Genomic DNA, 24,767 nt, shown 5'->3' with positions numbered 1-24,767 from the left:
GGGGATGGTCTGGTGCGGATCTGTTTTCTCCCTCTCCCCTCCGGGGAGAGGGCCGGGGTGAGGGGTGAGGGGAAATCTATGTCGCGTGGCCTGGAATTGCTGATTGTCCAAACCATTTTGCAGGGCTTTGATGCCCAGTATGGTCGTTTTCTTGAAGTGACATCCGGCGCGCAGCAGCGCTTTGAGCACGCCGACTGGCATGCGGTTCAGCAGGCCATGAAGCAGCGTATCCATCTTTACGACCACCACGTGGGTCTGGTGGTGGAGCAGCTGCGCTGTATTACCGACGGTAAAAGTCCTGATGCGGAATTTCTACTGCGCGTCAAAGAGCACTATACCCATTTGTTACCCGACTACCCTCGCTTCGAAATTGCGGAGAGCTTTTTTAACTCCGTCTATTGCCGGTTATTTGACCACCGCTCGTTATCTCCTGAGCGGTTATTTATCTTCAGCTCCCAGCCCGAGCGACGCTTTCGTACCATTCCGCGCCCGCTGGCGAAAGATTTTTTCCCCGACCGCGGATGGGAAAAGCTGCTGCACCGCATCTTAACGGATTTGCCGCTGCGTCTGCCCTGGGAGAATAAATCCCGTGATGTCGGCTATATCCATGCGCATCTCAGCGAAACCTTCGGCGGGCAGGTGCTCAGCCGCAGCCATTTGCAGGTGGCCAACGAGCTATTCTACCGCAATAAAGCCGCCTGGCTGGTCGGCAAACTGGTTACGCCAACAGCCATCGTGCCGTTTCTGTTACCCATCCACCGTACCGACGAGGGCGAACTGTTTGTCGATACCTGCCTGACCACCAGCGCCGAGGCCAGTATCGTATTTGGCTTCGCCCGCTCCTACTTTATGGTTTACGCCCCGCTGCCCGCCGCGCTGGTGGAGTGGCTGCGGGAGATCCTGCCGGGCAAAACCACCGCCGAGCTGTATATGGCGATTGGCTGCCAGAAGCACGCCAAAACGGAAAGCTACCGGGAGTATCTGCGGTACGTCACGACGGCCGATGAGCAGTTTATCGAAGCGCCGGGAATCCGCGGCATGGTGATGCTGGTCTTCACGCTCCCGGGCTTTGACCGGGTGTTTAAGGTGATTAAGGATACATTCGCCCCGCAGAAAGAGATGACCGCAGCCCACGTTCGCGCCTGCTACCAGCTGGTTAAAGAGCACGATCGCGTCGGGCGCATGGCCGATACCCAGGAGTTTGAAAACTTTGTGTTGGACAAGCAGCAAATCGACCCGGCGCTTATGTCGCTGTTAATGCAGGAAGCCTCCGGCAAAATCACCGATCTTGGTGACAAAATCGTGATAAGCCATCTCTATATAGAGCGCCGCATGGTGCCGCTGAATATCTGGCTGGAGCAGTCTAAAGGCCAGGCACTGCGTGATGCCATTGAGGAGTACGGCAACGCGATTCGCCAGCTTGCCGCCGCCAATATTTTTCCGGGCGATATGCTATTTAAAAACTTCGGCGTCACCCGCCACGGCCGGGTTGTGTTCTACGATTACGATGAAATTTGCTATATGACCGAGGTGAATTTCCGCGATATACCGCCGCCCCGGTATCCGGATGACGAGCTTTCCGCCGAGCCGTGGTACAGCGTTTCGCCGGGGGATGTGTTTCCCGAAGAGTTTCGCCACTGGCTATGTGCGGACCCGCGCATTGCACCGTTATTTGAAGAGATGCATGCCGACCTGTTTCGGGCCAGCTACTGGCGCGGGCTGCAAACGCGGATTAAAAACGGACATGTGGAAGACGTCTACGCTTACCGCCGCAAGCAGCGGTTTTGCGTCCGGTTTTCTCCCTCTCCCGCAGGGTAAGGGCATCATGTTTTCTCCCTCTCCCTGTGGGAGAGGACCCGGGTGAGGACATCAGACCGCCCTCAATCCTAGCGAATCCCGCCGTACGCCAGCGTGACCTCTTTCGCCGCCTTAATGACCAGCGCGCCTAGCTCGGTTACCCGGTCATCGGTCATACGTGAAATGGGGCCGGAGATAGAAATGGCGGCAAACGGCTCGCGGTGCTCGTCGAAGATACAGGACGCGAGGCAGCGCAGCCCGAGGGCATGTTCTTCGTCATCAAAGGAATAGCCGCGCTTGCGGGTCAGGGCCAAATCTTCCTTCAGATGAACCGGCGATACCAGCGTGGCGTGGGTGTAGGCGTGCAGCCCTTTGCGGTGCAGCAGCCCCGTCACCTGCTCTTCGCTCAGCTGCGAGAGAAACGCTTTTCCCGCCCCGGAGGCGTGCATCGGCAGCTTGCCGCCTATCGGCGCGGACATACGCATCAGCTGCGTGCACTGCACCTGGTCGATGATAATCGCCTGATGGTCGCTCTGGTCCAGCACCGCGAGATTTACCGTCTCGCCGGACTCTTCCATCAGCTTGCGCAGAATCGGGTGGACAATGGCCAGCAGGTTGCGGCTTTGCAGGAAGCTGCTGCCAACGATAAAGGCATGCGCGCCAACCGCCCAGTGACCCAGCTCGCCCACCTGACGTACGAAGCCCAGCTGCTGCATGGTGGTCAACAGGCGGTGAGTGGTGGAGTTCGGCAGTCCCGCCTGCTGCGCCAGCTCCGTCAGGGCCACGCTGCCGTGCGATTCGGCTATCCATTCCAGCAGCTTCAGGCCGCGGGTCAGGGATTGAACCTGTCCGCCGGGCTGTGCGGCAGGGTTGGCGGCAGGTTTTCTGCCGCGTTTGGCGGGAACGGTCGTAACCATGATGAACTCCTTTTTCTGTATCGTGGAAATCATTTTCGTTTTATTTGGTGGTTTTGCAACCGTTATCCTGACTGATCGGAGGAGTGATGGTGAACATGTCTCATGTTACCGCCGTGTGGCTTTTCGGCCCTGCGAGATTATGCCAGTATGGAACGCAGCCTATTGGCCATGTTGAGCGTTGTCGGGAGCAAGTGTGAGCAGCAAAGTAGAGCAACTGCGTGCGCAGTTAAATGAACGAATTCTGGTGCTGGACGGCGGCATGGGCACCATGATCCAGGGCTATCGTCTGAGCGAAGACGATTTCCGCGGCGAACGCTTTGCCGATTGGCCCTGTGACCTGAAAGGCAACAACGACCTGCTGGTGCTCAGCAAGCCGTCCGTGATTAAGGATATCCACAACGCCTACTTCGAAGCGGGTGCGGATATCGTTGAGACCAACACCTTTAACTCGACAACCATCGCCATGGCGGATTACCGGATGGAATCCCTGTCGGCGGAGATCAACCTTGAAGCGGCCAGACTCGCCCGCGCCTGTGCCGATGAGTGGACGGCGCGCACGCCGGACAAGCCGCGCTACGTTGCCGGGGTGCTTGGCCCCACCAACCGCACCGCGTCGATTTCACCGGACGTCAATGACCCGGCATTCCGTAACATCACCTTTGACCAGCTGGTCGCGGCCTATCGTGAATCGACCAGAGCGCTGGTGGAGGGCGGCTCCGACCTGATCCTGATTGAAACCGTCTTCGACACCCTCAACGCCAAAGCCGCGATTTACGCGGTGAAGGAGGAGTTCGAGGCGCTGGGCGTTGACCTGCCGATCATGATTTCCGGCACCATTACCGACGCCTCCGGCCGTACCCTGTCCGGCCAGACAACGGAAGCTTTCTACAACTCGCTGCGTCACGCGGAGGCGCTCTCCTTTGGCCTGAACTGCGCCCTGGGGCCAGACGAACTGCGCCAGTACGTGCAGGAGCTGTCGCGCATTGCGGAGTGCTACGTCACGGCGCACCCGAACGCCGGCCTGCCGAACGCGTTTGGCGAGTACGATCTGGATGCCGACACCATGGCGGCGCAAATCCGCGAGTGGGCCGAGTCCGGCTTCCTGAACATCGTTGGCGGCTGCTGCGGTACTACGCCGGAGCACATCGCCGCCATGAGCAATGCGGTGGCCGGGCTGCCGCCGCGCAAGCTGCCGGAGCTTCCCGTTGCCTGTCGCCTTTCCGGCCTGGAGCCGTTGACCATCGGCGACGACAGCCTGTTTGTGAACGTGGGTGAACGTACCAACGTGACCGGTTCTGCTAAATTCAAGCGCCTGATCAAAGAAGAGAAGTACAGCGAAGCGCTGGACGTTGCCCGCCAGCAGGTGGAAAGCGGCGCGCAGATCATCGATATCAACATGGACGAGGGGATGCTCGACGCCGAAGCGGCGATGGTGCGCTTCCTCAACCTGATTGCCGGCGAGCCGGACATCGCCCGCGTGCCGATCATGATTGACTCCTCCAAATGGGAAGTGATCGAAAAGGGGCTGAAGTGCATTCAGGGTAAAGGCATCGTTAACTCCATCTCCATGAAGGAGGGTGTTGATATCTTTATCCACCACGCGAAGATGGTGCGCCGCTACGGTGCCGCCGTGGTGGTGATGGCCTTCGACGAAGTGGGCCAGGCGGATACCCGCGAGCGCAAAATCGAGATATGCCGCCGCGCGTACAAGATTTTGACCGAAGAGGTGGGCTTCCCGCCGGAAGACATTATCTTCGACCCGAATATTTTCGCCGTCGCGACCGGCATCGAGGAGCACAATAACTACGCCCAGGACTTTATCGGGGCATGTGAAGATATTAAGCGCGAGCTGCCGCATGCGCTGATCTCCGGCGGCGTGTCGAACGTGTCGTTCTCGTTCCGCGGTAACGACCCGGTGCGTGAAGCAATCCACGCCGTGTTCCTCTACTATGCCATCCGCAACGGGATGGACATGGGGATCGTTAACGCCGGGCAGCTGGCAATTTACGACGATCTGCCAGCGGAGCTGCGCGATGCGGTGGAAGATGTGATCCTCAACCGTCGTGACGACGCAACCGAACGCATGCTGGAGCTGGCGGAAAAATACCGCGGCAGTAAATCTGACGAATCAGCCAACGTTCAGCAGGCCGAATGGCGCGCCTGGGACGTGAAAAAGCGTCTGGAATACTCGCTGGTGAAAGGCATTACCGAGTTCATCGAGCAGGATACCGAGGAAGCGCGTCAGCAGGCAGCCCGCCCGATTGAGGTGATCGAGGGGCCGCTGATGGACGGCATGAACGTGGTCGGCGATCTGTTTGGCGAGGGCAAAATGTTCCTGCCGCAGGTGGTGAAATCCGCCCGCGTCATGAAGCAGGCCGTGGCTTATCTGGAGCCGTTTATCGAAGCCAGCAAAGAGAAAGGCTCCAGCAACGGCAAGATGGTCATCGCTACCGTGAAGGGCGACGTGCACGACATCGGCAAGAACATCGTCGGCGTGGTGCTGCAGTGCAATAACTACGAGATTATCGATCTTGGCGTGATGGTTCCGGCGGATAAAATCCTCAAGACCGCGCGCGAGGTGAACGCCGATCTGATTGGCCTCTCAGGGCTAATCACCCCGTCGCTGGACGAGATGGTCAACGTTGCAAAAGAGATGGAGCGTCAGGGCTTCACCATTCCGCTGCTGATTGGCGGGGCGACCACCTCGAAAGCGCATACGGCGGTGAAAATCGAACAGAACTACAGTGGCCCGACGGTTTACGTGCAGAACGCTTCGCGCACCGTTGGCGTGGTTTCCGCGCTGCTCTCCGACACCCAGCGCGATGACTTCGTGGCGCGCACCCGCAAAGAGTATGAAACCGTCCGCATTCAGCACGGCCGTAAAAAACCGCGCACGCCGCCTGTTTCACTTCAGGCGGCGCGGGATAACGATCTGGCGTTCGACTGGTCCAGCTATACGCCGCCGGTTGCGCACCGTCTGGGCGTGCAGGACGTCACCGCCAGCATCGAGACGCTGCGTAACTACATCGACTGGACGCCGTTCTTTATGACCTGGTCGCTGGCGGGCAAATATCCGCGCATCCTTGAAGATGAAGTGGTAGGCGAAGAGGCGAAGCGCCTGTTCAGAGACGCCAACGACATGCTCGACAAACTGAGCGCAGAGAAAGCCCTTAATCCGCGCGGCGTGGTGGGCCTCTTCCCGGCGAACCGCGTGGGCGACGACGTGGAAATTTATCGCGATGAGACCCGTACCCACGTGCTGGCAGTGAGCCATCACCTGCGCCAGCAAACGGAGAAAGTGGGCTTTGCCAACTACTGCCTGGCGGATTTTGTCGCGCCGAAGCTGAGTGGTAAAGCCGACTACATCGGCGCGTTTGCGGTAACCGGCGGTCTGGAAGAAGACGCGCTGGCGGACGCGTTCGACGCGCAGCACGATGATTACAACAAAATCATGGTTAAAGCGATTGCCGACCGCCTGGCGGAAGCCTTCGCCGAGTATCTGCACGAGCGCGTGCGCAAGGTGTACTGGGGCTATGCGGCGAACGAGAATCTCAGCAACGAGGATCTGATCCGCGAAAACTACCAGGGCATCCGCCCGGCGCCGGGCTATCCGGCCTGCCCGGAACATACGGAGAAGGGCACCATCTGGAAACTGCTCGACGTAGAAGCGCATACCGGCATGAAGCTCACCGAGTCATTCGCCATGTGGCCGGGGGCGTCCGTTTCGGGCTGGTATTTCAGCCATCCGGACAGCAAGTATTTCGCCGTGGCGCAGCTTCAGCGCGATCAGATTGAAGATTATGCCCGGCGCAAAGGCATGAGCGTGTCAGAGGTAGAGCGCTGGCTCGCGCCAAATTTAGGCTACGACGCGGACTAACGTCACTTTTCCTTACAACAAACAGGGCACCGCTAGGGTGCCTTGTCTCTTTCTTACGTTTAAACCCTTATACTGAATCATAAAAACGAATAACGATAAGGAGGAACACCTTCCGTGTTGACGTTGTTACACCTGCTCTCGGCAGTCGCACTGCTGGTATGGGGCACCCATATTGTCCGTACCGGCGTGATGCGCGTGTTCGGCGCGCGCTTACGTACCGTTCTTAGCGGCAGCGTTGAGAAGAAGCCGCTCGCCTTCTGCGCGGGCATTGGCGTGACGGCGCTGGTGCAGAGCAGCAATGCCACCACCATGCTCGTCACCTCTTTCGTGGCGCAGGATCTGGTGGCGCTCGCCCCGGCGCTGGTCATTGTCCTGGGTGCCGACGTCGGTACCGCGCTGATGGCGCGTGTCCTCACCTTCGATCTCTCCTGGCTGTCGCCGCTGCTGATTTTTATCGGCGTCATCTTCTTCCTCAGCCGTAAGCAAAGCCGCGCCGGGCAGCTCGGTCGCGTCGGTATTGGCCTCGGGCTGATTCTGCTGGCGCTGGAGCTGATTGTGCAGGCGGTCACGCCTATCACCCAGGCCAACGGCGTGCAGGTTATTTTCGCCTCGTTAACCGGCGATATTATGCTGGATGCGCTCATCGGCGCGGTGTTTGCCATCGTCAGCTACTCCAGCCTGGCGGCAGTGCTGCTGACGGCCACGCTCACCGCCGCAGGGGCCATCTCTTTCCCCGTCGCGCTGTGTCTGGTGATCGGCGCCAACCTCGGCTCGGGCCTGCTGGCGATGCTCAACAACAGCGCTGCCAATGCCGCTGCCCGCCGCGTGGCGCTGGGAAGTTTGCTGTTTAAGCTGGTGGGCAGCCTGATTATTCTGCCGTTTGTACACCCGCTGGCGAACCTGATGGATAACCTCCCTCTGCCAAAGTCGGAGCTGGTGATCTACTTCCACGTCTTCTACAACCTGGTGCGCTGCCTGGCGATGGTGCCGTTTGCCGCGCCGATGGCCCGCTTCTGCGAGCGGCTAATTCGTGATGAACCGGAGCTGGACGCGCGCCTTAAGCCGAAGCATCTGGACACCTCGGTGCTGGATACCCCCGCGCTGGCCATCGCCAATGCCGCCCGCGAAACGCTGCGCATGGGCGATGCGATGGAAACCATGCTCGAAGGCCTGCAAAAGGTGATGCACGGCGAGCCGCGGCAGGAGAAAGAGCTGCGCAGGCTGGCGGACGATATCAACGTGCTGTACACCGCCATCAAGCTCTATCTGGCGCGCATTCCGCAGGACGAGCTGGCGGAAGAAGAGTCCCGCCGCTGGGCGGAAATCATCGAGATGTCGCTGAACCTGGAACAGGCCTCGGATATCGTCGAGCGTATGGGCAGCGAAATCGCGGACAAATCCCTGGCCGCGCGTCGGGCCTTTTCCGTTGAAGGGCTGAAGGAGCTGGAAGCGCTGCACGAACAGCTGGTGAGCAACCTGAAGCTGGCGATGTCGGTCTTCTTCTCCAGCGACGTGCCGAGCGCGAGGCGCCTGCGCCGCAACAAGCATCGTTTCCGCATCCTTAACCGTCGCTACTCGCACGCCCACGTTGAGCGCCTGCATCAGCAAAACGTGCAGAGTATCGAGACCAGCTCCCTGCACCTGGGGCTGCTGGGGGATATGAAGCGCCTCAACTCGCTGTTCTGCGCCGTGGCGTACAGCGTGATGGAACAGCCGGATGAAGACGACCAGCGGGATGAGTATTAATCTCTGAAAGCGTCTCGCAAAACCCATTTGCGAGGCGTGACACTTTATAAGGGTCAATTTACTCTTCAGACCTTACTTTTTGAAGGGAATAGAAAATGCTCGTTTATTACGCTACACTTCGCCAATTCATGCGCATTCCAATGGGGGTTCTCATGCGCACTACTCATGGCATTAAAAAATCAGTCAATGTTTCGTTAGCACCAGAAATTCTTGAGGAAGCGCGACGGCTTAAACTCAATCTCTCTGCTGTACTCACGGCCGCGCTACAGGAGCAGTTTCGTGCGCATCAGCGCGCAGAGTGGTTAGCAGAAAATAAAGCGTCTATAGAGGCCATCAACCAGTGGGTTGATGAAAATGGCTCCTTTAGTGACTTTCAGAGGTCGTTCTGATGGAGCAATATTTTGCTTATGAGAATGAAGGTAATGGGAGAAAAGCTTATCCATGGCTTATTAATATGCAGCATCCTGTTGCTAATGTGATGAAGCATGTACTGGTTGCTCCCGCCGTTGAATTAAGCCAGCTTGGCGGCATTCGTCCGCCTGCGAAAGTGTGCCCTGTCGTTGAAATCGCGGGTAAGCCCTGCGTTGTCATGATGCATATGCTGTCAGGCATCTCTTCAAAAGAGTTAGGTGAACGCGTTGCCGATCTCACTGACAACAGTGCTTCATTGCGGGATGCACTCGATTTTCTGATCAACGGTTACTAGGTCTTTTTTGTCAGCCGCAAGGTAAGGTATATTTCGCCCTTCACAGGAGAAACTATGCTGCCAACTCAATCAACCCGATTAAACAAATACATTAGCGAGAGCGGGATCTGCTCACGTCGCGAGGCTGACCGTTACATTGAACAGGGTAACGTGTTTCTGAACGGCAAACGCGCCACCATCGGCGATCAGGTGGTGCCTGGCGACGTGGTCAAAGTGAATGGTCAGGTCATCGAACCGCGTGATGCCGAAGACCTGGTGTTTATCGCGTTGAATAAACCGGTTGGTATCGTCAGCACCACGGAAGATGGCGAGCGGGACAACATTGTTGACTTCGTGAACCACAGCAGCCGTATTTTCCCGATTGGCCGCCTGGATAAAGACTCTCAGGGGCTGATTTTTCTCACTAACCACGGCGACCTGGTGAACAAAATCCTGCGTGCCGGTAACGACCATGAAAAAGAGTACATCGTTACGGTGAACAAGCCGGTCACGGACGAATTCATTCGCGGAATGGGCGCAGGCGTGCCGATTCTGGGCACCGTGACGAAGAAGTGTAAGGTGAGGAAAGAGGCGCCGTTCGCGTTTCGCATTACCCTGGTGCAGGGCTTAAACCGACAGATCCGCCGCATGTGCGAATACTTCGGTTATGAAGTGACGAAGCTGGAACGCACGCGCATCATGAACGTCAGCCTGTCCGGGATCCCGCTGGGCGAGTGGCGTGACTTAACGGACGACGAGCTGATTGAGCTGTTCAAACTTATCGAGAACTCCTCGTCAGAAGCGAAGCCGAAAGCCAAAGCCAAACCGAAAACGCAGGCGGTTAAGCGTCCGGTGGTTAAGGCGCCGCATGCGGAAGAGAAAGGACGAGGCAAGCCGGGTAACGGAAAACGCTTTACCCAGCCGGGGCGTAAAAAGAAAGGGCGCTGATTAGCGCCTTCCACGGGTTGATGTGCTGGCGGACCAGGAGAAGGTCGCCTCTGCGTCCGGCTTGTAAGCCTGCTCTTTTTTCAGCTTGCGGGCCTTTTTCGCCGCGGCCTCACGTTGTGCCATCAGTTTATCGATGTACTCTTTTTTAACCTGGTTGGTTTCGGCGTTCGTTAGCGTGCGGCCATGCGCGATGCGGGCGCGGTCAAGAAGCGTTTTTAGTTCGCGCTGCTCGGCTTCCGTCATGTCTTTCTGGGTCAATCGTGGTGTAGCCATTGCTGAAGCCTCCTGATGGGGAGGCTTCAGTGTAAAGCAAGCCGCGTAAATTAACCCTGCTTCACCGCATCTTTTTTCGCTTGTTCGTCAATCGGTTTGCCGGACCAGTAGCCCGCCAGCAGCGAACCGGACAGGTTGTGCCAGACGGAGAATAGCGCCCCCGGCAGAGCCGCCAGCGGCGAGAAGTAAATTTTGCCAAGCGCCGCCGCCAGGCCAGAGTTTTGCATTCCCACTTCGATCGCCAGCGTGCGGCAGGTGGATTCGTCAAAGCCAAACAGCTTCCCGCCCCAGTATCCGCCCAGCAGGCCGATGGTGTTGTGCAGCACCACAGCGATAATCACCACAAAGCCCACGGATGCGATGTGCGATGCGGAACCCGCCACCACGGCGCTGATGATGGCCAGAATGCAGACCATCGAAAACGCGGGCAGATACGGCTCAACCGCTTTCACTACCCGCGGGAAGAGGTGGTGAATGATAAGCCCCAGCGCGATCGGGATCACCACGATTTGCAGAATGCTCAGCAGCATGCCCATCACGTCCACCTGGATATGCGCATCCACGTACAGGCGGGTTAACAGCGGTGTGGCAATCACGCCCACCAGCGTCGAAACGGACGAGATGGTGACGGAGAGCGCGACATCCCCTTTCGCCAGATAGATCATCACGTTAGAGGCCGTACCGCTGGCTACGCTGCCCACCAGCACCATCCCGGCGGAGAGATCCGGCGGCATCCTGAAGGCCATCGCCAGCAGCCACGCCGCAAGCGGCATCACCAGATAGTGCAGGAAAATCCCTGCGGCAACCGGGGCCGGACGCGCAAGCACGCGCTTAAAGTCGTCGATTTTAAGATGTACGCCCATGCCGAACATAATCAGCATCAGTAGCGTGGTTACCCACGGACCAATGCCGGTGAACGTGGTGGGGGTGTAGTACGCGAGTACGGAGAGCAGCAGCGCCCATAACGGGAACAGCCGGGTGATGGCGGATAACATAGTGGATTCCTTGCAGTATTGTCGTGTTGTTTTGTTATAAAAAAGCCGGGTCTGTGCCCGGCTTATTGGTATTGTTTATCGTGCTAATGAATTTTATTCAAACAAATTCTGATGAAGTTTCTGCACGACCTGCTCGGCCTGATCGGCGGGCACCAGGAAGCAGAGGTTATAGCTGGACGCGCCGTAGCAAATCATGCGAATACTGAACGGGTCGAGTACGCCAAAGACCTCTTTGCCCACGCCGCAGGCGCGTGAGAGCTTGTTGCCAATAATGGCAACCAGCGCCAGATCTTCTTCTACTTCCACGCGGCACAGTTCGGATAGCTCGATCAGCAGTGACTGCGTCAGCAGGGTGTCACCGGTTGAGGTGGAGCCGGTAGTGTCGAGCGTCAGCGCAATGCTGACTTCCGAGGTGGTGATCAAATCCACGGAGATATTATGGCGCGCCAGAATACCAAACACTTCTGCCAGGAAGCCGCGTGAGTGCAGCATATTATGGCTGTGCAGCGTGACCAGCGTCTGCTTACGGCGCAGGGCCAGCGCGCGGAACAGCGGCGGGTTCTCCGTCTTCTTGCAGACCAGCGTACCGCCCGCCTTTGGATCTTTACTGGAGCCAACGAAGACCGGAATGTCACTGCGCACGGCTGGCAGCAGCGTTGCCGGGTGCAGCACTTTCGCGCCGAAGGTGGCCATTTCAGCCACTTCTTCAAACGCAATCACATCAATACGTTTTGCCGCAGACACCACGCGCGGGTCGGTCGTGTAGATGCCCGGCACGTCCGTCCAGATATCCACGCGGGTGGCGTGCAGGGCCTCGCCCAGCAGGGCGGCGGTATAGTCGCTGCCGCCACGGCCCAGCGTCGTTGTACGCCCTTTGGCTTCGCTACCGATAAAGCCCTGGGTGATCACAATGCCTTCTTCCAGGCGCGGGGCAAGCTGCTGGTTGGTCAGCTCGGCCAGCGCTTCCACGTCCGGCTCGGCGCGACCAAAGCGATCGCTGGTGCGCATCACTTTTCTCACGTCAAACCACTGCGCCTGAATATTACGTTCGCGCATGATCTCAACGAACAGCAGGGTGGACATCAGTTCGCCGTGGCTGACCAGCTCGTCGGTCAGGGCGGTGGAGGTTGCCAGCGACGCGGCCTCTGCCAGGGTGGTGATATTTTCCAGCAGGCGTTCCACTTCCTCACGTATGACGTTCGGATTTTGCAGACGCTCAAGAATATCGAACTGAATTTTGCGCAGTGCATCCAGCTTCACGAAACGTTCGGTCGCTTCCAGTCCTTCAGACAGCGAAACCAGCAGGTTCGTCACGCCGGCGGATGCAGAGAGCACCACCAGGCGGGTATTCGGATCGGCCAGCACCACATCGGCGCTGCGGTTCATGGCAGCGTAGTCTGCCACACTGGTGCCGCCAAACTTGGCGACCACAAAACTCGTCATAACAACCTCGTGTCAGGGAATGAATAGAGCGACCTTGGCACAAGAGTGGAGCGAGAACAGGTGCAGGCGCAAAATACGGCCCTATAAATAAAATGCGGGGGAGGTCCTGTCAATGCTGGGATTATGCGGATTTTTCATGGGGGGGTACCCCTCAGAAACAGGACTAATAACAGGCCCATATTTTATGCTCCTTTTTACCCCATTTTGACCGACATTTCGCCCCTCCGGGAGAGGGCGTCAGCAGCTATACTTTTCGGGTCTTTTCACCTGCGTTTGATGCAGGCCAGGGCAATGGCATAAAAACCATCACAATTTTTATTTGCAGGCGCTACAATCGACCGCAGTCACAATTCTCAAATCAGAAGAGTATTGCTATGAAAAACATCAACCCAACGCAGACCGCTGCATGGCAGGCACTACAGAAACATTTTGATGAAATGAAAGACGTCACCATCGCGGATCTGTTCGCGCAGGATGCCGATCGTTTCAGCAAGTTCTCCGCAACGTTCGATGACCTGATGCTGGTGGATTTCTCCAAAAACCGTATCACCGAAGAGACGCTGGCAAAGCTGCAGGATCTGGCGAAAGAGACCGAGCTGGCAGACGCCATCAAATCCATGTTCTCCGGTGAGAAGATCAACCGCACCGAAGACCGTGCCGTGCTGCACGTGGCGCTGCGTAACCGTAGCAATACGCCAATCATCGTTGATGGCAAAGATGTGATGCCTGAAGTGAACGCGGTGCTGGAAAAGATGAAAACCTTCTCAGAAGCGATTATCTCCGGTAGCTGGAAAGGCTACACCGGCAAAGCGATTACCGACGTGGTGAACATTGGTATCGGCGGCTCTGACCTCGGCCCGTTCATGGTGACCGAAGCGCTGCGTCCATACAAAAACCACCTCAACATGCATTTCGTGTCTAACGTCGATGGTACCCACATCGCCGAAGTGCTGAAGAACGTGAACCCGGAAACCACGCTGTTCCTGGTAGCGTCTAAAACCTTCACCACCCAGGAAACCATGACCAACGCCCACAGCGCGCGCGACTGGTTCCTGAAAACCGCGGGTGACGAAAAGCACGTAGCGAAACACTTCGCGGCCCTGTCTACCAACGGTAAAGCGGTAGGCGAGTTCGGTATTGATACCGCGAATATGTTCGAGTTCTGGGACTGGGTTGGCGGCCGCTACTCCCTGTGGTCTGCGATTGGCCTGTCCATCATCCTGTCCGTGGGCTTCGACAACTTCGTTGAACTGCTCTCCGGCGCGCACGCGATGGATAAACACTTCTCCACCACCGCACCAGAGAAAAACCTGCCGGTGCTGCTGGCGCTGATCGGTATCTGGTACAACAACTTCTTCGGCGCTGAAACCGAAGCAATTCTGCCGTACGACCAGTACATGCACCGCTTTGCGGCTTACTTCCAGCAGGGCAACATGGAGTCCAACGGTAAATACGTTGACCGTAACGGCAACGCCGTGGACTACCAGACAGGCCCAATTATCTGGGGTGAGCCGGGCACCAACGGCCAGCACGCGTTTTACCAGCTGATCCACCAGGGCACCAAAATGGTACCGTGCGATTTCATCGCCCCGGCTATCACGCACAACCCGCTGTCCGACCACCATCCGAAGCTGCTGTCTAACTTCTTCGCGCAGACCGAAGCGCTGGCGTTTGGTAAATCCCGCGAGGTGGTTGAGCAGGAGTATCGTGACCAGGGTAAAGATCCGGCAACGCTGGAACACGTTGTGCCGTTCAAAGTGTTCGAAGGCAACCGCCCAACCAACTCCATCCTGCTGCGCGAAATCACCCCGTTCAGCCTGGGCGCGCTGATTGCGCTGTATGAGCACAAGATCTTTACTCAGGGCGCCATCCTGAACATCTTCACCTTTGACCAGTGGGGCGTAGAGCTGGGCAAACAGCTGGCAAACCGTATTCTGCCAGAGCTGGGTGACGATAAAGCGATCGACAGCCACGACAGCTCCACCAATGGTTTGATTAACCGTTATAAAGCATGGCGCGCGTAATAAATATGTCATGAAGCATGCCGGCGATATGCCGGCATTTTTTTATCGGATAATTCCTGATGTCTGTTAGTTAACTCAAATTCTGAATCTGAGTTTAATCCGAAAAAGACGGGCAACCCGTTAATTACTGCGGTTTATTTTAAGAAAATACGGAGCAGGCATATATTGTGGATATATTATAACTAGCTGATTTTTATGGTTTATATATTTTATTTATTTTTATCCTCTTTCGATTTTAACCATTAGTCCGAAAACTTCATCCCTATTTCCCCCCACGGTAAACCCGCTGCTTTAGTTGTGTATACTCGAATCCGCCTGAATTTCTTTTCGGGCAAATCTCCATTCATTCATTGAAGGGAAATTGTTATGAAGAAAGTACTGTATGGCATTTTTGCCATATCTGCACTTGCGGCGACGTCTGTCTATGCAGCTCCGGTCCAGGTCGGGGAAGCAGCAGGGTCGGCAGCGACGTCTGCGTCTGCGGGGAGTTCTACCGCAGCCAGCACCAGCGCCGTAAGTTCAGCCGTGGGTGTCGCGCTGGCGGCAACCGGTGGCGGTGATGGCTCCAATACCGGAACCACGACCACTACGACGACCAGCACCCAGTAATTCCGGGTGTTTTAATCATAACCACACTTCGGTGTGGTTATTTCGCCCCTTCGGAGAAGAGTCGTGAAGCGACCTGCAATCATTCTGATTTGCCTGCTGTTGCAGGCGTGCTCAGCCACCACCAAAGGGCTGGGCAACTCACTGTGGGACAGCATGTTCGGCACACCGGGCGTGCATCTGACCGATGACGAACTTCAGAACATGCCGTATGCCAGCCAGTACATGCAGCTAAACGATGGTCCGCAACTGTTTGTGGTGCTCGCTTTCGACGAAAACGGGCAGCAGAAATGGGTGACGCAGGATCAGGCCACCATCGTGACGCAGCACGCCCGCATCGTGAAAACCCTGCTCGGCGGCGACAACCTGCTTGAGGTGAACAACCTGGCTGCGGATCCGCTCGCCAGGCCCAATCAGATCGTCGACGGCGCAGGCTGGACGCGCACGATGGGCTGGACCGAGCACAAGCAGGTGCGCTATGCCACGGCTCGCTCGACCTTCCGCTGGGACGGTACGGACACCGTGAAGGTCGGCAGCGACGAAACGCAGGTTCGCGTGCTTGATGAAGAGGTGACAACCGATCGGGCCACCTGGCATAACCGCTTCTGGGTGGACGACGAGGGCCAGATTCGCCAGTCCTTACAGTATCTTGGTGCCGGTTTCTTCCCGGTGAAAACCACCCTGATCAAGGCGGCGAAATCATGAAAGCACTTCTTCACGCGGCGCTGATCGCCTCTCTTGCCTCACCGCTGGCATGGTCTGCCGGAACGGTACAGGTCTATACCCCCGACAGCGAAAAACCTAAAACCTTAACCAATGCCGGACACCTGCTTGATTTGGTTGGACAGCCGAGGCTGGCGAAAAGCTGGTGGACCGGGGCGGTAATAAGCGAGCGTCAGGCGACGATTCGCGCGGAACAAAGGCATCAGGCGCTGCTCGCCCGACTGAACGGGCTGACGCAACAGGAAGATGCCGACGATGCGGGCGCCATCAACAGCCTGCGCCAGCAGCTCCAGGCGCTGAAGGTGACGGGACGCCAGAAGGTGAACCTCGATCCTGACGAAGTGCGGGTGGCGGAAAACGGCAACCCGTCGCTGGAAGGGGAATATACCCTGTGGCTTCCGGCTCAGCCGTCCACCGTCACCGTGATGGGGCTTATCAGCAGCCCTGGCGATAAGCCGTTTACGCCGGGCCGCGATGTTGCGAGCTACCTTGACGAGCAAAGCCTGCTGAGCGGTGCCGATAACAGCTACGCCTGGGTCGTTTACCCTGACGGGCGCACGCAAAAAGCGCCGGTTGCTTACTGGAATAAACGCCATATCGAACCCATGCCGGGCAGCATCATTTTTGTCGGATTTGCCGACCATTTCTGGACGAAAGCGTATGACGGGCTTAATGCCGACATCCTTCGCTCCCTGATACAGCGGATACCGGAATAATGAAAAAAACCTATCTCTACAGCATGCTTGCACTGTGCGTGAGTGCCGCCTGTCATGCAGAAACGTATCCGGCACCGATTGGCACGTCTCAGTCCGACTTTGGCGGCGTGGGCTTACTGCAAACCCCAACCGCGCGTATGGCGCGCGAGGGGGAAATTAGCCTTAACTATCGCGATAACGATCAGTACCGCTATTACTCTGCGTCCGTGCAGCTGTTCCCCTGGCTGGAGACCACGCTGCGCTACACCGACGTGCGTACAAAACAGTACAGCAGCGTCGACGCCTTCTCCGGCGATCAGACCTATAAAGACAAAGCCTTCGACGTGAAGCTGCGCCTGTGGGAAGAGAGCTACTGGATGCCGCAGGTCTCCGTTGGGGCGAAGGACATTGGCGGGACCGGCCTGTTTGATGCGGAATACATCGTTGCCAGCAAAGCCTGGGGACCGTTTGATTTCTCGCTGGGTCTTGGCTGGGGCTACCTCGGTACCAGCGGCAACGTAACCAACCCGTTCTGTACCTACAGCGACAAATACTGCTACCGCGATAACAGCTACAAAAAAGCGGGTTCCATCAACGGCGACCAGATGTTCCACGGCCCGGCCTCGCTGTTTGGCGGCGTCGAGTATCAAACCCCATGGCAGCCCCTGCGCCTGAAGCTGGAATACGAAGGCAATAACTACAGCGAAGATTTCGCCGGCAAAATTGAGCAGAAGAGCAAGTTTAACGTCGGGGCCATTTATCGCGTGACCGACTGGGCCGACGTTAACCTCAGCTACGAGCGCGGCAATACCCTGATGTTTGGCTTTACGCTGCGCACCAACTTTAACGACATGCGCCCGCGCTATAACGACAATCCGCGGCCGAAATACCAGCCGGAGCCGCAGGATGCGATCATTCAGCACTCCGTGGTGGCGAACCAGCTGACGCTGCTGAAGTATAACGCGGGGCTGGCGGATCCGAAGATCCAGACCAAAGGCGATACGCTGTACGTCACCGGCGAGCAGGTGAAATACCGTGACTCCCGCGAAGGGATCGAGCGCGCCAACCGGATCGTCATGAACGATCTGCCGGAGGGGATCCGCACAATCCGCATTACGGAGAACCGTCTTAACCTGCCGCAGGTGACCACCGAAACCGATGTTGCCAGCCTTAAGCGCCATCTGGAAGGCGAACCGCTGGGGCATGAAACCGAGCTGGTGCAAAAACGCGTTGAGCCGGTAGTGCCAGAAACCACCGAGCAGGGCTGGTATATCGATAAATCCCGCTTCGATTTCCATATCGATCCGGTGCTGAACCAGTCCGTCGGCGGGCCGGAAAACTTCTACATGTATCAGCTGGGCGTCATGGCAACGGCGGATCTGTGGGTCACCGATCACCTGCTGACGACGGGCAGCCTGTTCGGCAATATTGCGAACAACTACGATAAATTTAACTACACCAACCCGCCGAACGATTCAAAACTGCCGCGCGTGCGTACCCAGGTGCGTGAATACGTACAGAACAACGCTTACGTGAACAACCTGCAGGCCAACTACTTCCAGTACTTCGGCAACGGCTTCTACGGCCAGGTTTACGGTGGCTATCTGGAAACCATGTTTGGCGGTGCGGGAGCTGAGGTGCTTTACCGTCCCGTCGACAGCAACTGGGCGTTTGGGATTGATGCCAACTACGTGAAACAGCGTGACTGGCGCAGCGCGCAGGACATGATGAAGTTCACCGACTACAGCGTCAAAACCGGCCACCTGACCGCCTACTGGACGCCGTCATTCGCGCAGGACGTGCTGGTGAAAGCCAGCGTCGGGCAGTATCTTGCCGGCGATAAGGGCGGCACGCTGGATATCTCTAAACACTTCGACAGCGGCGTAGTGGTGGGCGGTTATGCCACCATCACCAACGTTTCGCCGGACGAGTACGGTGAAGGGGACTTCACCAAAGGGGTTTATGTGTCGATTCCGCTGGATCTCTTCTCGTCAGGCCCAACCCGCAGCCGCGCGGCGGTGGGCTGGACCCCGCTGACGCGTGACGGTGGTCAGCAGCTTGGACGTAAGTTCCAGCTGTATAACATGACCAGCGATAAGAACATTAACTTCCGCTGACGCTTGTTCCCCTCACCCCGTCCCTCTCCCCAGAGGGGCGAGGGTGAAAACCGCACCGAACAGTCCCCTCTCCACTGCGTCAAACATAAACAAAAAATATAGATCCCCGTCACATTTTTGCGTTATACAGGAACCTCGCCCCGGAGAATGAGGTGCTGTATGACATCCCTGACTCGTCCGCGCGTTGAGTTCATCTCAACCATCCTCCAGACCGTGCTCAACCTCGGTCTGCTAAGCCTTGGCCTGATCCTGGTCGTCTTTCTCGGCAAAGAGACGGTGCATCTGGCGGATGTGCTGTTTGCTCCCGAACAAACCAGCAAATACGCGCTGGTGGAAGGCCTGGTGGTCTATTTTCTCTACTTCGAATTTATTGCCCTGATTGTGAAGTATTTCCAGTCCGGCTTTCACTTCCCGCTGCGCTATTTCATCTACATTGGCATCACCGCGATTGTGCGGCTGATCATCGTCGATCACAAATCCCCGCTCGACGTGCTGATCTACTCGGCGGCGATCCTGCTGCTGGTGATCACCCTCTGGCTGTGCAACTCGAAGCGGCTTAAGCGCGAATAAAAAAATGGCGCTCCGGAGAGCGCCTAACAACAGTCACAAGTTGGGTTAATACAATACGTCTAAAGTTGAGGGTTGCAGTGGCATAACAGATAAAACTTAACCTTTCACACCGCCCGCCGTCAGGCCGTTAACCAGCCAGCGCTGCGCCAGCAGGAACACCACGGTAATCGGGATAGCGGAAAGTACGGCCGCAGCGGCAAAGTCGCCCCACAGGTAGTTTTGCGGGTTGAGGTATTGCTGCATGCCCACGGCCAGGGTGTAGCTGTTCACATCACGCAGCAGCAGCGAGGCGACCGGCACTTCGGTGATGGCGGCGATAAACGACAGGATAAACACCACCGCCAGAATCGGGACCGACAGCGGCAGCAGTACCAGACGGAATGCCTGCCACGGGGTCGCGCCATCCAGCGCGGCGGCTTCTTCCAGCGAACCGTCGATGGTTTCGAAATAGCCTTTGATGGTCCACACGTGCAGGGCGATACCGCCAAGATAGGCGAAGATCACGCCGCCGTGGGTGTTCAGGCCGATAAACGGCACGTACTGGCCGAGACGGTCAAACAGGGCATACAGCGCCACCAGTGAGAGCACCGCCGGGAACATCTGGAAAATCAGCATCCCTTTCAGCAGCGTCGCTTTGCCAGGGAAACGCATACGGGCGAAAGCGTAAGCGCAGGTGGTGGAGAGCGTTACGATGCCGATTGCGGTGATGGTTGCCACCTTTACCGAGTTCCACAGCCACAGCAGCACCGGGAACGGCGGTGGAGTAACGCGGCCGTCGGCGTGCTCAACGCTGAAGCCCAGCGCGAGCTTCCAGTGCTCCCAGGAGATTTCGTCCGGGATCAGGCTTCCGGTTGCGAAGTTGCCCGAACGCAGGGAGATGGCGATAACCATCAGCAGCGGGAACATGATTGCCGCGATGAAAATCAGCAGGCCTAAGTGCGTCGCGAGGAGGCGCAGCTTCTGAGATTTGGGTTGTACCATAGACATATTCAGTGTCCTCCTTAGTCAAATTTCATACGTGTGGCTTTCAGGTTCACAATCGCCAGCGCGCCAACCAGCAGGAAGATCAGGGTGGCAATCGCTGCCGCCAGACCGAAGTCCTGGCCGCCGCCGCCTTCGAAGGCGATACGGTAGGTGTAGCTCACGAGCAGGTCGGTATAGCCTGCCGGCGTGGTCGTGCCGAGACGGTCCGGGCCACCGTTGGTCAACAGCTGAATCAGCACGAAGTTGTTAAAGTTAAAGGCGAAGCTGGCGATCATCAGCGGCGTCAGCGGCTTAATGAGCAGCGGCAGCGTAATTTTGAAGAAGTTCTGGAACGGGCCTGCGCCGTCCATCGCCGAGGCTTCATACAGGTCATCCGGGATGGCCTTCAGCAGCCCCATGCACAGGATCATCATGTACGGATAACCCAGCCAGGTATTCACGATGATAATCATCGAGCGGGCGGTGGTTGGGTCGCTGAACCAGGCCGGTTTGATGCCGAACAGCGCGCTCAGCATCATGTTGATTTCACCGAAGCTCTGGTTAAACAGCCCTTTGAAAATCAGAATCGAGATAAACGACGGTACGGCGTAGGGCAGAATCAACAGCACGCGGTAAATCGCTTTACCTTTCAGTGACTCCCACTGAACGAGACAGGCCAGCACCATGCCCACGGCTACGGTCAGGATCACGGTCAGTACGGAGAATACCACCGTCCAGACGAAGATGGCGAAGAACGGTTTCTGAATGCCTTCGTCGGTAAATACGCGGGTAAAGTTATCCCAGCCGATGGTGACGGTATAGCCCGGGCTGAGTTTGTCATCACCCCAGCCGCCGTCTGCGTTCACGGACTGATAAAAACCAATATCATTGTTCGGGCGGTACTTCACACCGCTCTGGTTGTTCGTCAGCGTGCCGTCATCCGCCAGGGTGTAAAGCGGCTGCGTGCCGGAGAACTGGCGCAGCGAGCTCATGGTCACTTTGCTGTCATCGGGCAGCACGGCGGTGAGCTGGGTCAGCGCCTGACGATTCTGGGTAATGATACGCAGGTTGGCACGTTCACCTTCCGGCAGGGCCGCCGCCTCTTTTAAGGCCAGCTTCTGCTCGCCGCCAAACCTGAACGCGTCGGAAATATAATGTTTGCCGCTCTCGCCGTCAGTAAGCGCTAACTTCCATTCGTCGCCCTCAGGATACAAACCGAAGTTGAAGGTCTTACCGGCCTGATAGGAACGGTCCAGAAGCACCTGAGTGGCGCGCTCTTGCGCAAGCTGGTTGGTGCTGCTGTAGTTGGTAAAGGCAATCGCAATAGTGCAGATCAGCGGAAAGAGGACAAAAAGCCCCATTCCGGCAACGCCAGGGTAGACATAGCGCCAGGCATACGCCTTGCGGTTGGCGAAAATATACAGGCCAACCGAGCTTAAAATCAGCGTCATGATGGCGAAAAGGTATTCCCCTTGCACGTACATTAAAACAACAAGGTAACCCACCAGCAGACACAGCAGACCAATCACTGACCACTTCAGCGCGTCGTTTTGCCACCAGTGTTTCTTTTTAATGACATCCATGGGGTTCTTCCTCTACAACATTTGATCTTTTCTCCCTCTCCTGGGGGAGAGGGCCGGGGTGAGGGCGTGCGGATAGCGACAACCCTCACCCTAACCCTCTCCCAGAGGGAGAGGAGACTACGGCGTTACTTAGTGATACGGCCCTGAGCATCCTTCAGCGCGGCATCGACAGTCTGACGACCGCTGGCGGCGTTGATGACCGCGGTACGGGTGGCGTACCAGAACGCTGCCATCTGTGGGATGTTCGGCATGATTTCGCCTTTCTGGGCGTTATCCATGGTGGCCGCAATGCGCGGATCTTTCGCCAGCTGATCCTGGAAGGATTTCAGCGCAACGGCGCCCAGCGGTTTGTCCTTGTTCACGTTACCCAGACCTTCATCGGTCAGCAGGTAGTTTTCCAGGAACTCTTTCGCCAGCTCTTTGTTCGGGCTGGCGGCGTTGATGCCCGCGCTCAGCACGCCAACAAACGGTTTAGACGGCTTGCCGTTGAAGGTTGGCAGCAGGGTAACGCCGTAGTTGATTTTGCTCTTGTCGATGTTGGTCCAGGCCCACGGACCGTTGATGGTCATCGCGGTTTCGCCTTTGTTGAACGCCGCTTCCGCGATGGAGTAGTCGGTATCGGCGTTCATGTGTTTGTTCTTGATGAGGTCAACCAGGAAGGTCAGGCCCGCTTTCGCGCCCGCGTTGTCCACGCCCACGTCCTTCACGTCATATTTGCCGTTTTCAAACTTGAAGGCGTAGCCGCCGTCGGCAGCAATCAGCGGCCAGGTGAAGTACGGCTCCTGCAGGTTGAACATCAGGGCGGATTTACCTTTCGCCTTCAGCTCTTTATCCAGAGCAGGGATCTCTTCCCAGGTTTTCGGCGGGTTTGGCACCAGGTCTTTGTTGTAAATCAGCGACAGGGCTTCAACCGCGATTGGGTAAGCAATCAGCTTGCCGTTATAGCGAACGGCGTCCCAGGTGAACGGGAACAGCTTGTCCTGGAAGGCTTTGTCTGGCGTGACTTCCGCCAGCAGGCCAGACTGCGCGTAGCCGCCAAAACGGTCGTGCGCCCAGAAGATGATGTCCGGGCCATCGCCCGTCGCGGCAACCTGCGGGAACTTCTCTTCCAGCTTGTCCGGGTGTTCTACGGTAACTTTGATACCGGTGTCTTTCTCGAATTTTTTGCCCACTTCGGCCAGGCCGTTATAGCCCTTGTCGCCGTTAATCCAGATAACCAGCTTACCTTCTTCAATTTTGGCGAGAGCCGGTGCGGAAATCATCATTGCTGCGAGGGCGGACAATGCGAAAACGCGTGCGCCAGTCTTGATCTTCATATCTGCCATCCTTTTTGGTGATGTGCTCGTGGATACATAAGGTGGTTCAACGTGACTCAGTCTCCTTATTTGACATCCTCTTTCCATCCTCCCAGGCCCTACGCCCCACCCCCCGTTTGTGTGATCGCTGTAACATAAATTTAAGTTATGAGTGCTGGCGCACATAAAAACCCACCGAAATTTGCAGGCCGCTTCACGATTTTTGCCTCAGCCCCTCAGCTGCGGTCGCAGAGCCTGCTCTCTCATCCTCCCGCCTCCTCCCCCATAAAAAAGCCGGGGGTGGAGGATTCACGAAAGTAATGAAACACGCATAGTGAACTTATCTTGAATGTTTCTGTCGGTGACAGGTTGTAACGAAGGGAGAAGGGCATGGCGAGCGTACAGCTGCGTAATGTAACGAAAGCCTGGGGCGACGTAGTGGTGTCAAAAGACATCAATCTGGACATCCACGACGGCGAGTTCGTGGTGTTTGTTGGTCCATCAGGCTGTGGTAAATCGACTCTGCTGCGTATGATTGCCGGTCTTGAAACCATCACCAGCGGCGATCTGTTTATTGGTGATACCCGAATGAACGACGTCCCGCCCGCTGAACGCGGCGTGGGCATGGTGTTCCAGTCCTACGCGCTGTATCCGCATCTTTCCGTTGCCGAGAATATGTCCTTTGGCCTGAAGCTGGCCGGGGCGAAAAAAGAGACCATTAACCAGCGCGTCACTCAGGTGGCGGAAGTGCTCCAGCTGGCACACCTGCTGGAGCGTAAGCCGAAAGCGCTCTCCGGTGGTCAGCGTCAGCGCGTGGCGATTGGCCGCACGCTGGTGGCCGAGCCGCGCGTATTCCTGCTCGATGAACCTCTCTCTAACCTGGATGCCGCCCTGCGCGTCCAGATGCGTATCGAAATCTCCCGTCTGCACAAGCGTCTTGGCCGCACGATGATTTACGTCACCCACGATCAGGTCGAAGCGATGACGCTGGCCGATAAGATCGTGGTGCTTGATGCCGGCCGCGTGGCGCAGGTGGGCAAACCGCTTGAGCTCTATCACTATCCGGCAGACCGCTTTGTTGCGGGCTTCATTGGCTCGCCAAAAATGAACTTCCTGCCCGTTAAAGTGACCGCGACGGCGATTGAACAGGTACAGGTGGAACTGCCTAACCGCCAGCAAGTCTGGCTGCCGGTCGACAGCGCCAACGTACAGGTGGGGGCCAATATGTCCCTCGGTATCCGTCCTGAGCATTTACTGCCGAGCCATATCGCCGATGTGACGCTGGAAGGTGAAGTTCAGGTGGTCGAACAGCTTGGTCACGAAACACAGATTCATATCCAGATCCCCGCCATCCGTCAGAACCTGGTCTACCGCCAGAATGACGTGGTGTTGGTAGAAGAGGGTGCCACATTCGCTATCGGTTTGCCGCCAGAGCGTTGCCATCTGTTCCGTGAGGATGGCACAGCGTGTCGTCGGCTGCACAAAGAGCCAGGCGTTTAAGCATTCCAAT

The 24,767-nt window shown here is 57.1% G+C and carries 20 protein-coding genes; 13 read left to right on the top strand and 7 right to left on the bottom strand.

The window, feature by feature from the left end:
- Positions 1–78 precede the first annotated feature (78 nt).
- A complete protein-coding gene (gene aceK / locus HWQ14_RS03475; RefSeq protein ID WP_176608976.1) occupies positions 79–1,818 on the top strand; it encodes a bifunctional isocitrate dehydrogenase kinase/phosphatase in 1,740 nt (579 codons plus the stop codon).
- 68 nt (positions 1,819–1,886) lie between these two features.
- Here aceK and iclR read toward each other — a convergent pair whose 3' ends face one another.
- A complete protein-coding gene (iclR, locus tag HWQ14_RS03470) occupies positions 1,887–2,714 on the bottom strand; it encodes a glyoxylate bypass operon transcriptional repressor IclR (protein ID WP_000258962.1) in 828 nt (275 codons plus the stop codon).
- 193 nt (positions 2,715–2,907) lie between these two features.
- Here iclR and metH point away from each other — a divergent pair, with 193 nt between their 5' ends.
- The 5 genes from metH to rluF all read left to right on the top strand — a co-directional run bounded on the left by metH (position 2,908) and on the right by rluF (position 9,970).
- Positions 2,908–6,591, top strand: coding sequence for a methionine synthase (gene metH / locus HWQ14_RS03465; RefSeq protein ID WP_176608975.1), 3,684 nt, complete (start codon positions 2,908–2,910; stop codon positions 6,589–6,591).
- Positions 6,592–6,705: 114 nt separating this feature from the next.
- Positions 6,706–8,337 (top strand): Na/Pi cotransporter family protein, encoded by a 1,632-nt coding sequence (locus tag HWQ14_RS03460; protein WP_176608974.1) that lies wholly within the window; start codon positions 6,706–6,708, stop codon positions 8,335–8,337.
- Between the two features lie 95 nt (positions 8,338–8,432).
- On the top strand, positions 8,433–8,726 hold the full coding sequence (locus HWQ14_RS03455; protein ID WP_014830260.1) for a type II toxin-antitoxin system CcdA family antitoxin: 294 nt from the start codon (positions 8,433–8,435) through the stop codon (positions 8,724–8,726).
- Positions 8,726–9,043 (top strand): CcdB family protein, encoded by a 318-nt coding sequence (locus HWQ14_RS03450; RefSeq protein ID WP_148422269.1) that lies wholly within the window; start codon positions 8,726–8,728, stop codon positions 9,041–9,043. Before HWQ14_RS03455 ends, HWQ14_RS03450 begins: the two co-directional genes overlap by 1 nt.
- A 54-nt stretch (positions 9,044–9,097) precedes the next feature.
- On the top strand, positions 9,098–9,970 hold the full coding sequence (gene rluF / locus HWQ14_RS03445) for a 23S rRNA pseudouridine(2604) synthase RluF (RefSeq protein WP_176608973.1): 873 nt from the start codon (positions 9,098–9,100) through the stop codon (positions 9,968–9,970).
- Here rluF and HWQ14_RS03440 read toward each other — a convergent pair whose 3' ends face one another.
- The 3 genes from HWQ14_RS03440 to lysC form a co-directional block, all read right to left on the bottom strand.
- Positions 9,971–10,243 carry a DUF3811 domain-containing protein gene (locus HWQ14_RS03440; RefSeq protein WP_047354151.1) on the bottom strand — a complete coding sequence of 91 codons (273 nt, stop codon included), beginning with the start codon at positions 10,241–10,243 and terminating at the stop codon, positions 9,971–9,973.
- Positions 10,244–10,293: 50 nt separating this feature from the next.
- Positions 10,294–11,238 carry a ketopantoate/pantoate/pantothenate transporter PanS gene (panS, locus tag HWQ14_RS03435; RefSeq protein ID WP_176608972.1) on the bottom strand — a complete coding sequence of 315 codons (945 nt, stop codon included), beginning with the start codon at positions 11,236–11,238 and terminating at the stop codon, positions 10,294–10,296.
- A gap of 93 nt (positions 11,239–11,331) precedes the next feature.
- Positions 11,332–12,681: a lysine-sensitive aspartokinase 3 gene (gene lysC / locus HWQ14_RS03430; RefSeq protein WP_176608971.1), complete on the bottom strand. Its 1,350-nt coding sequence runs from the start codon at positions 12,679–12,681 to the stop codon at positions 11,332–11,334.
- A gap of 374 nt (positions 12,682–13,055) precedes the next feature.
- On the opposite strand from lysC, the gene pgi reads away from it, so the two are divergent.
- The 6 genes from pgi (at position 13,056) to psiE (ending at position 19,416) form a co-directional block, all read left to right on the top strand.
- Positions 13,056–14,705: a glucose-6-phosphate isomerase gene (gene pgi, locus HWQ14_RS03425; protein ID WP_148422261.1), complete on the top strand. Its 1,650-nt coding sequence runs from the start codon at positions 13,056–13,058 to the stop codon at positions 14,703–14,705.
- Between the two features lie 366 nt (positions 14,706–15,071).
- A complete protein-coding gene (gene yjbE / locus HWQ14_RS03420) occupies positions 15,072–15,314 on the top strand; it encodes an exopolysaccharide production protein YjbE (protein WP_003860341.1) in 243 nt (80 codons plus the stop codon).
- 63 nt (positions 15,315–15,377) lie between these two features.
- Positions 15,378–16,016, top strand: a complete 639-nt coding sequence (locus tag HWQ14_RS03415) for a YjbF family lipoprotein (protein ID WP_176608970.1) — start codon at positions 15,378–15,380, stop codon at positions 16,014–16,016.
- Positions 16,013–16,750: a capsule biosynthesis GfcC D2 domain-containing protein gene (locus HWQ14_RS03410; protein ID WP_176608969.1), complete on the top strand. Its 738-nt coding sequence runs from the start codon at positions 16,013–16,015 to the stop codon at positions 16,748–16,750. Before HWQ14_RS03415 ends, HWQ14_RS03410 begins: the two co-directional genes overlap by 4 nt.
- Positions 16,750–18,846 (top strand): YjbH domain-containing protein, encoded by a 2,097-nt coding sequence (locus tag HWQ14_RS03405; protein WP_176608968.1) that lies wholly within the window; start codon positions 16,750–16,752, stop codon positions 18,844–18,846. Before HWQ14_RS03410 ends, HWQ14_RS03405 begins: the two co-directional genes overlap by 1 nt.
- Positions 18,847–19,005: 159 nt before the next feature.
- Positions 19,006–19,416: a phosphate-starvation-inducible protein PsiE gene (gene psiE / locus HWQ14_RS03400; RefSeq protein WP_063449873.1), complete on the top strand. Its 411-nt coding sequence runs from the start codon at positions 19,006–19,008 to the stop codon at positions 19,414–19,416.
- Between the two features lie 96 nt (positions 19,417–19,512).
- On the opposite strand, the gene malG is transcribed toward psiE, so the two are convergent.
- The 3 genes from malG to malE form a co-directional block, all read right to left on the bottom strand.
- Positions 19,513–20,403 carry a maltose ABC transporter permease MalG gene (malG, locus tag HWQ14_RS03395; RefSeq protein WP_042716434.1) on the bottom strand — a complete coding sequence of 297 codons (891 nt, stop codon included), beginning with the start codon at positions 20,401–20,403 and terminating at the stop codon, positions 19,513–19,515.
- A 14-nt stretch (positions 20,404–20,417) separates the two neighbouring features.
- Entirely contained in the window at positions 20,418–21,962 is a 1,545-nt protein-coding gene (gene malF / locus HWQ14_RS03390) for a maltose ABC transporter permease MalF (protein ID WP_176608967.1), read from the bottom strand.
- 125 nt (positions 21,963–22,087) lie between these two features.
- Entirely contained in the window at positions 22,088–23,278 is a 1,191-nt protein-coding gene (malE, locus tag HWQ14_RS03385) for a maltose/maltodextrin ABC transporter substrate-binding protein MalE (RefSeq protein ID WP_176608966.1), read from the bottom strand.
- 369 nt (positions 23,279–23,647) lie between these two features.
- On the opposite strand from malE, the gene malK reads away from it, so the two are divergent.
- A complete protein-coding gene (gene malK / locus HWQ14_RS03380; RefSeq protein ID WP_148422249.1) occupies positions 23,648–24,757 on the top strand; it encodes a maltose/maltodextrin ABC transporter ATP-binding protein MalK in 1,110 nt (369 codons plus the stop codon).
- The last annotated feature ends 10 nt before the right edge of the window (positions 24,758–24,767 follow it).

Source organism: Enterobacter cloacae (assembly GCF_013375935.1).
GTDB lineage: Bacteria > Pseudomonadota > Gammaproteobacteria > Enterobacterales > Enterobacteriaceae > Enterobacter > Enterobacter pasteurii.
This window is presented reverse-complemented; position numbering and strand designations above follow the sequence as displayed.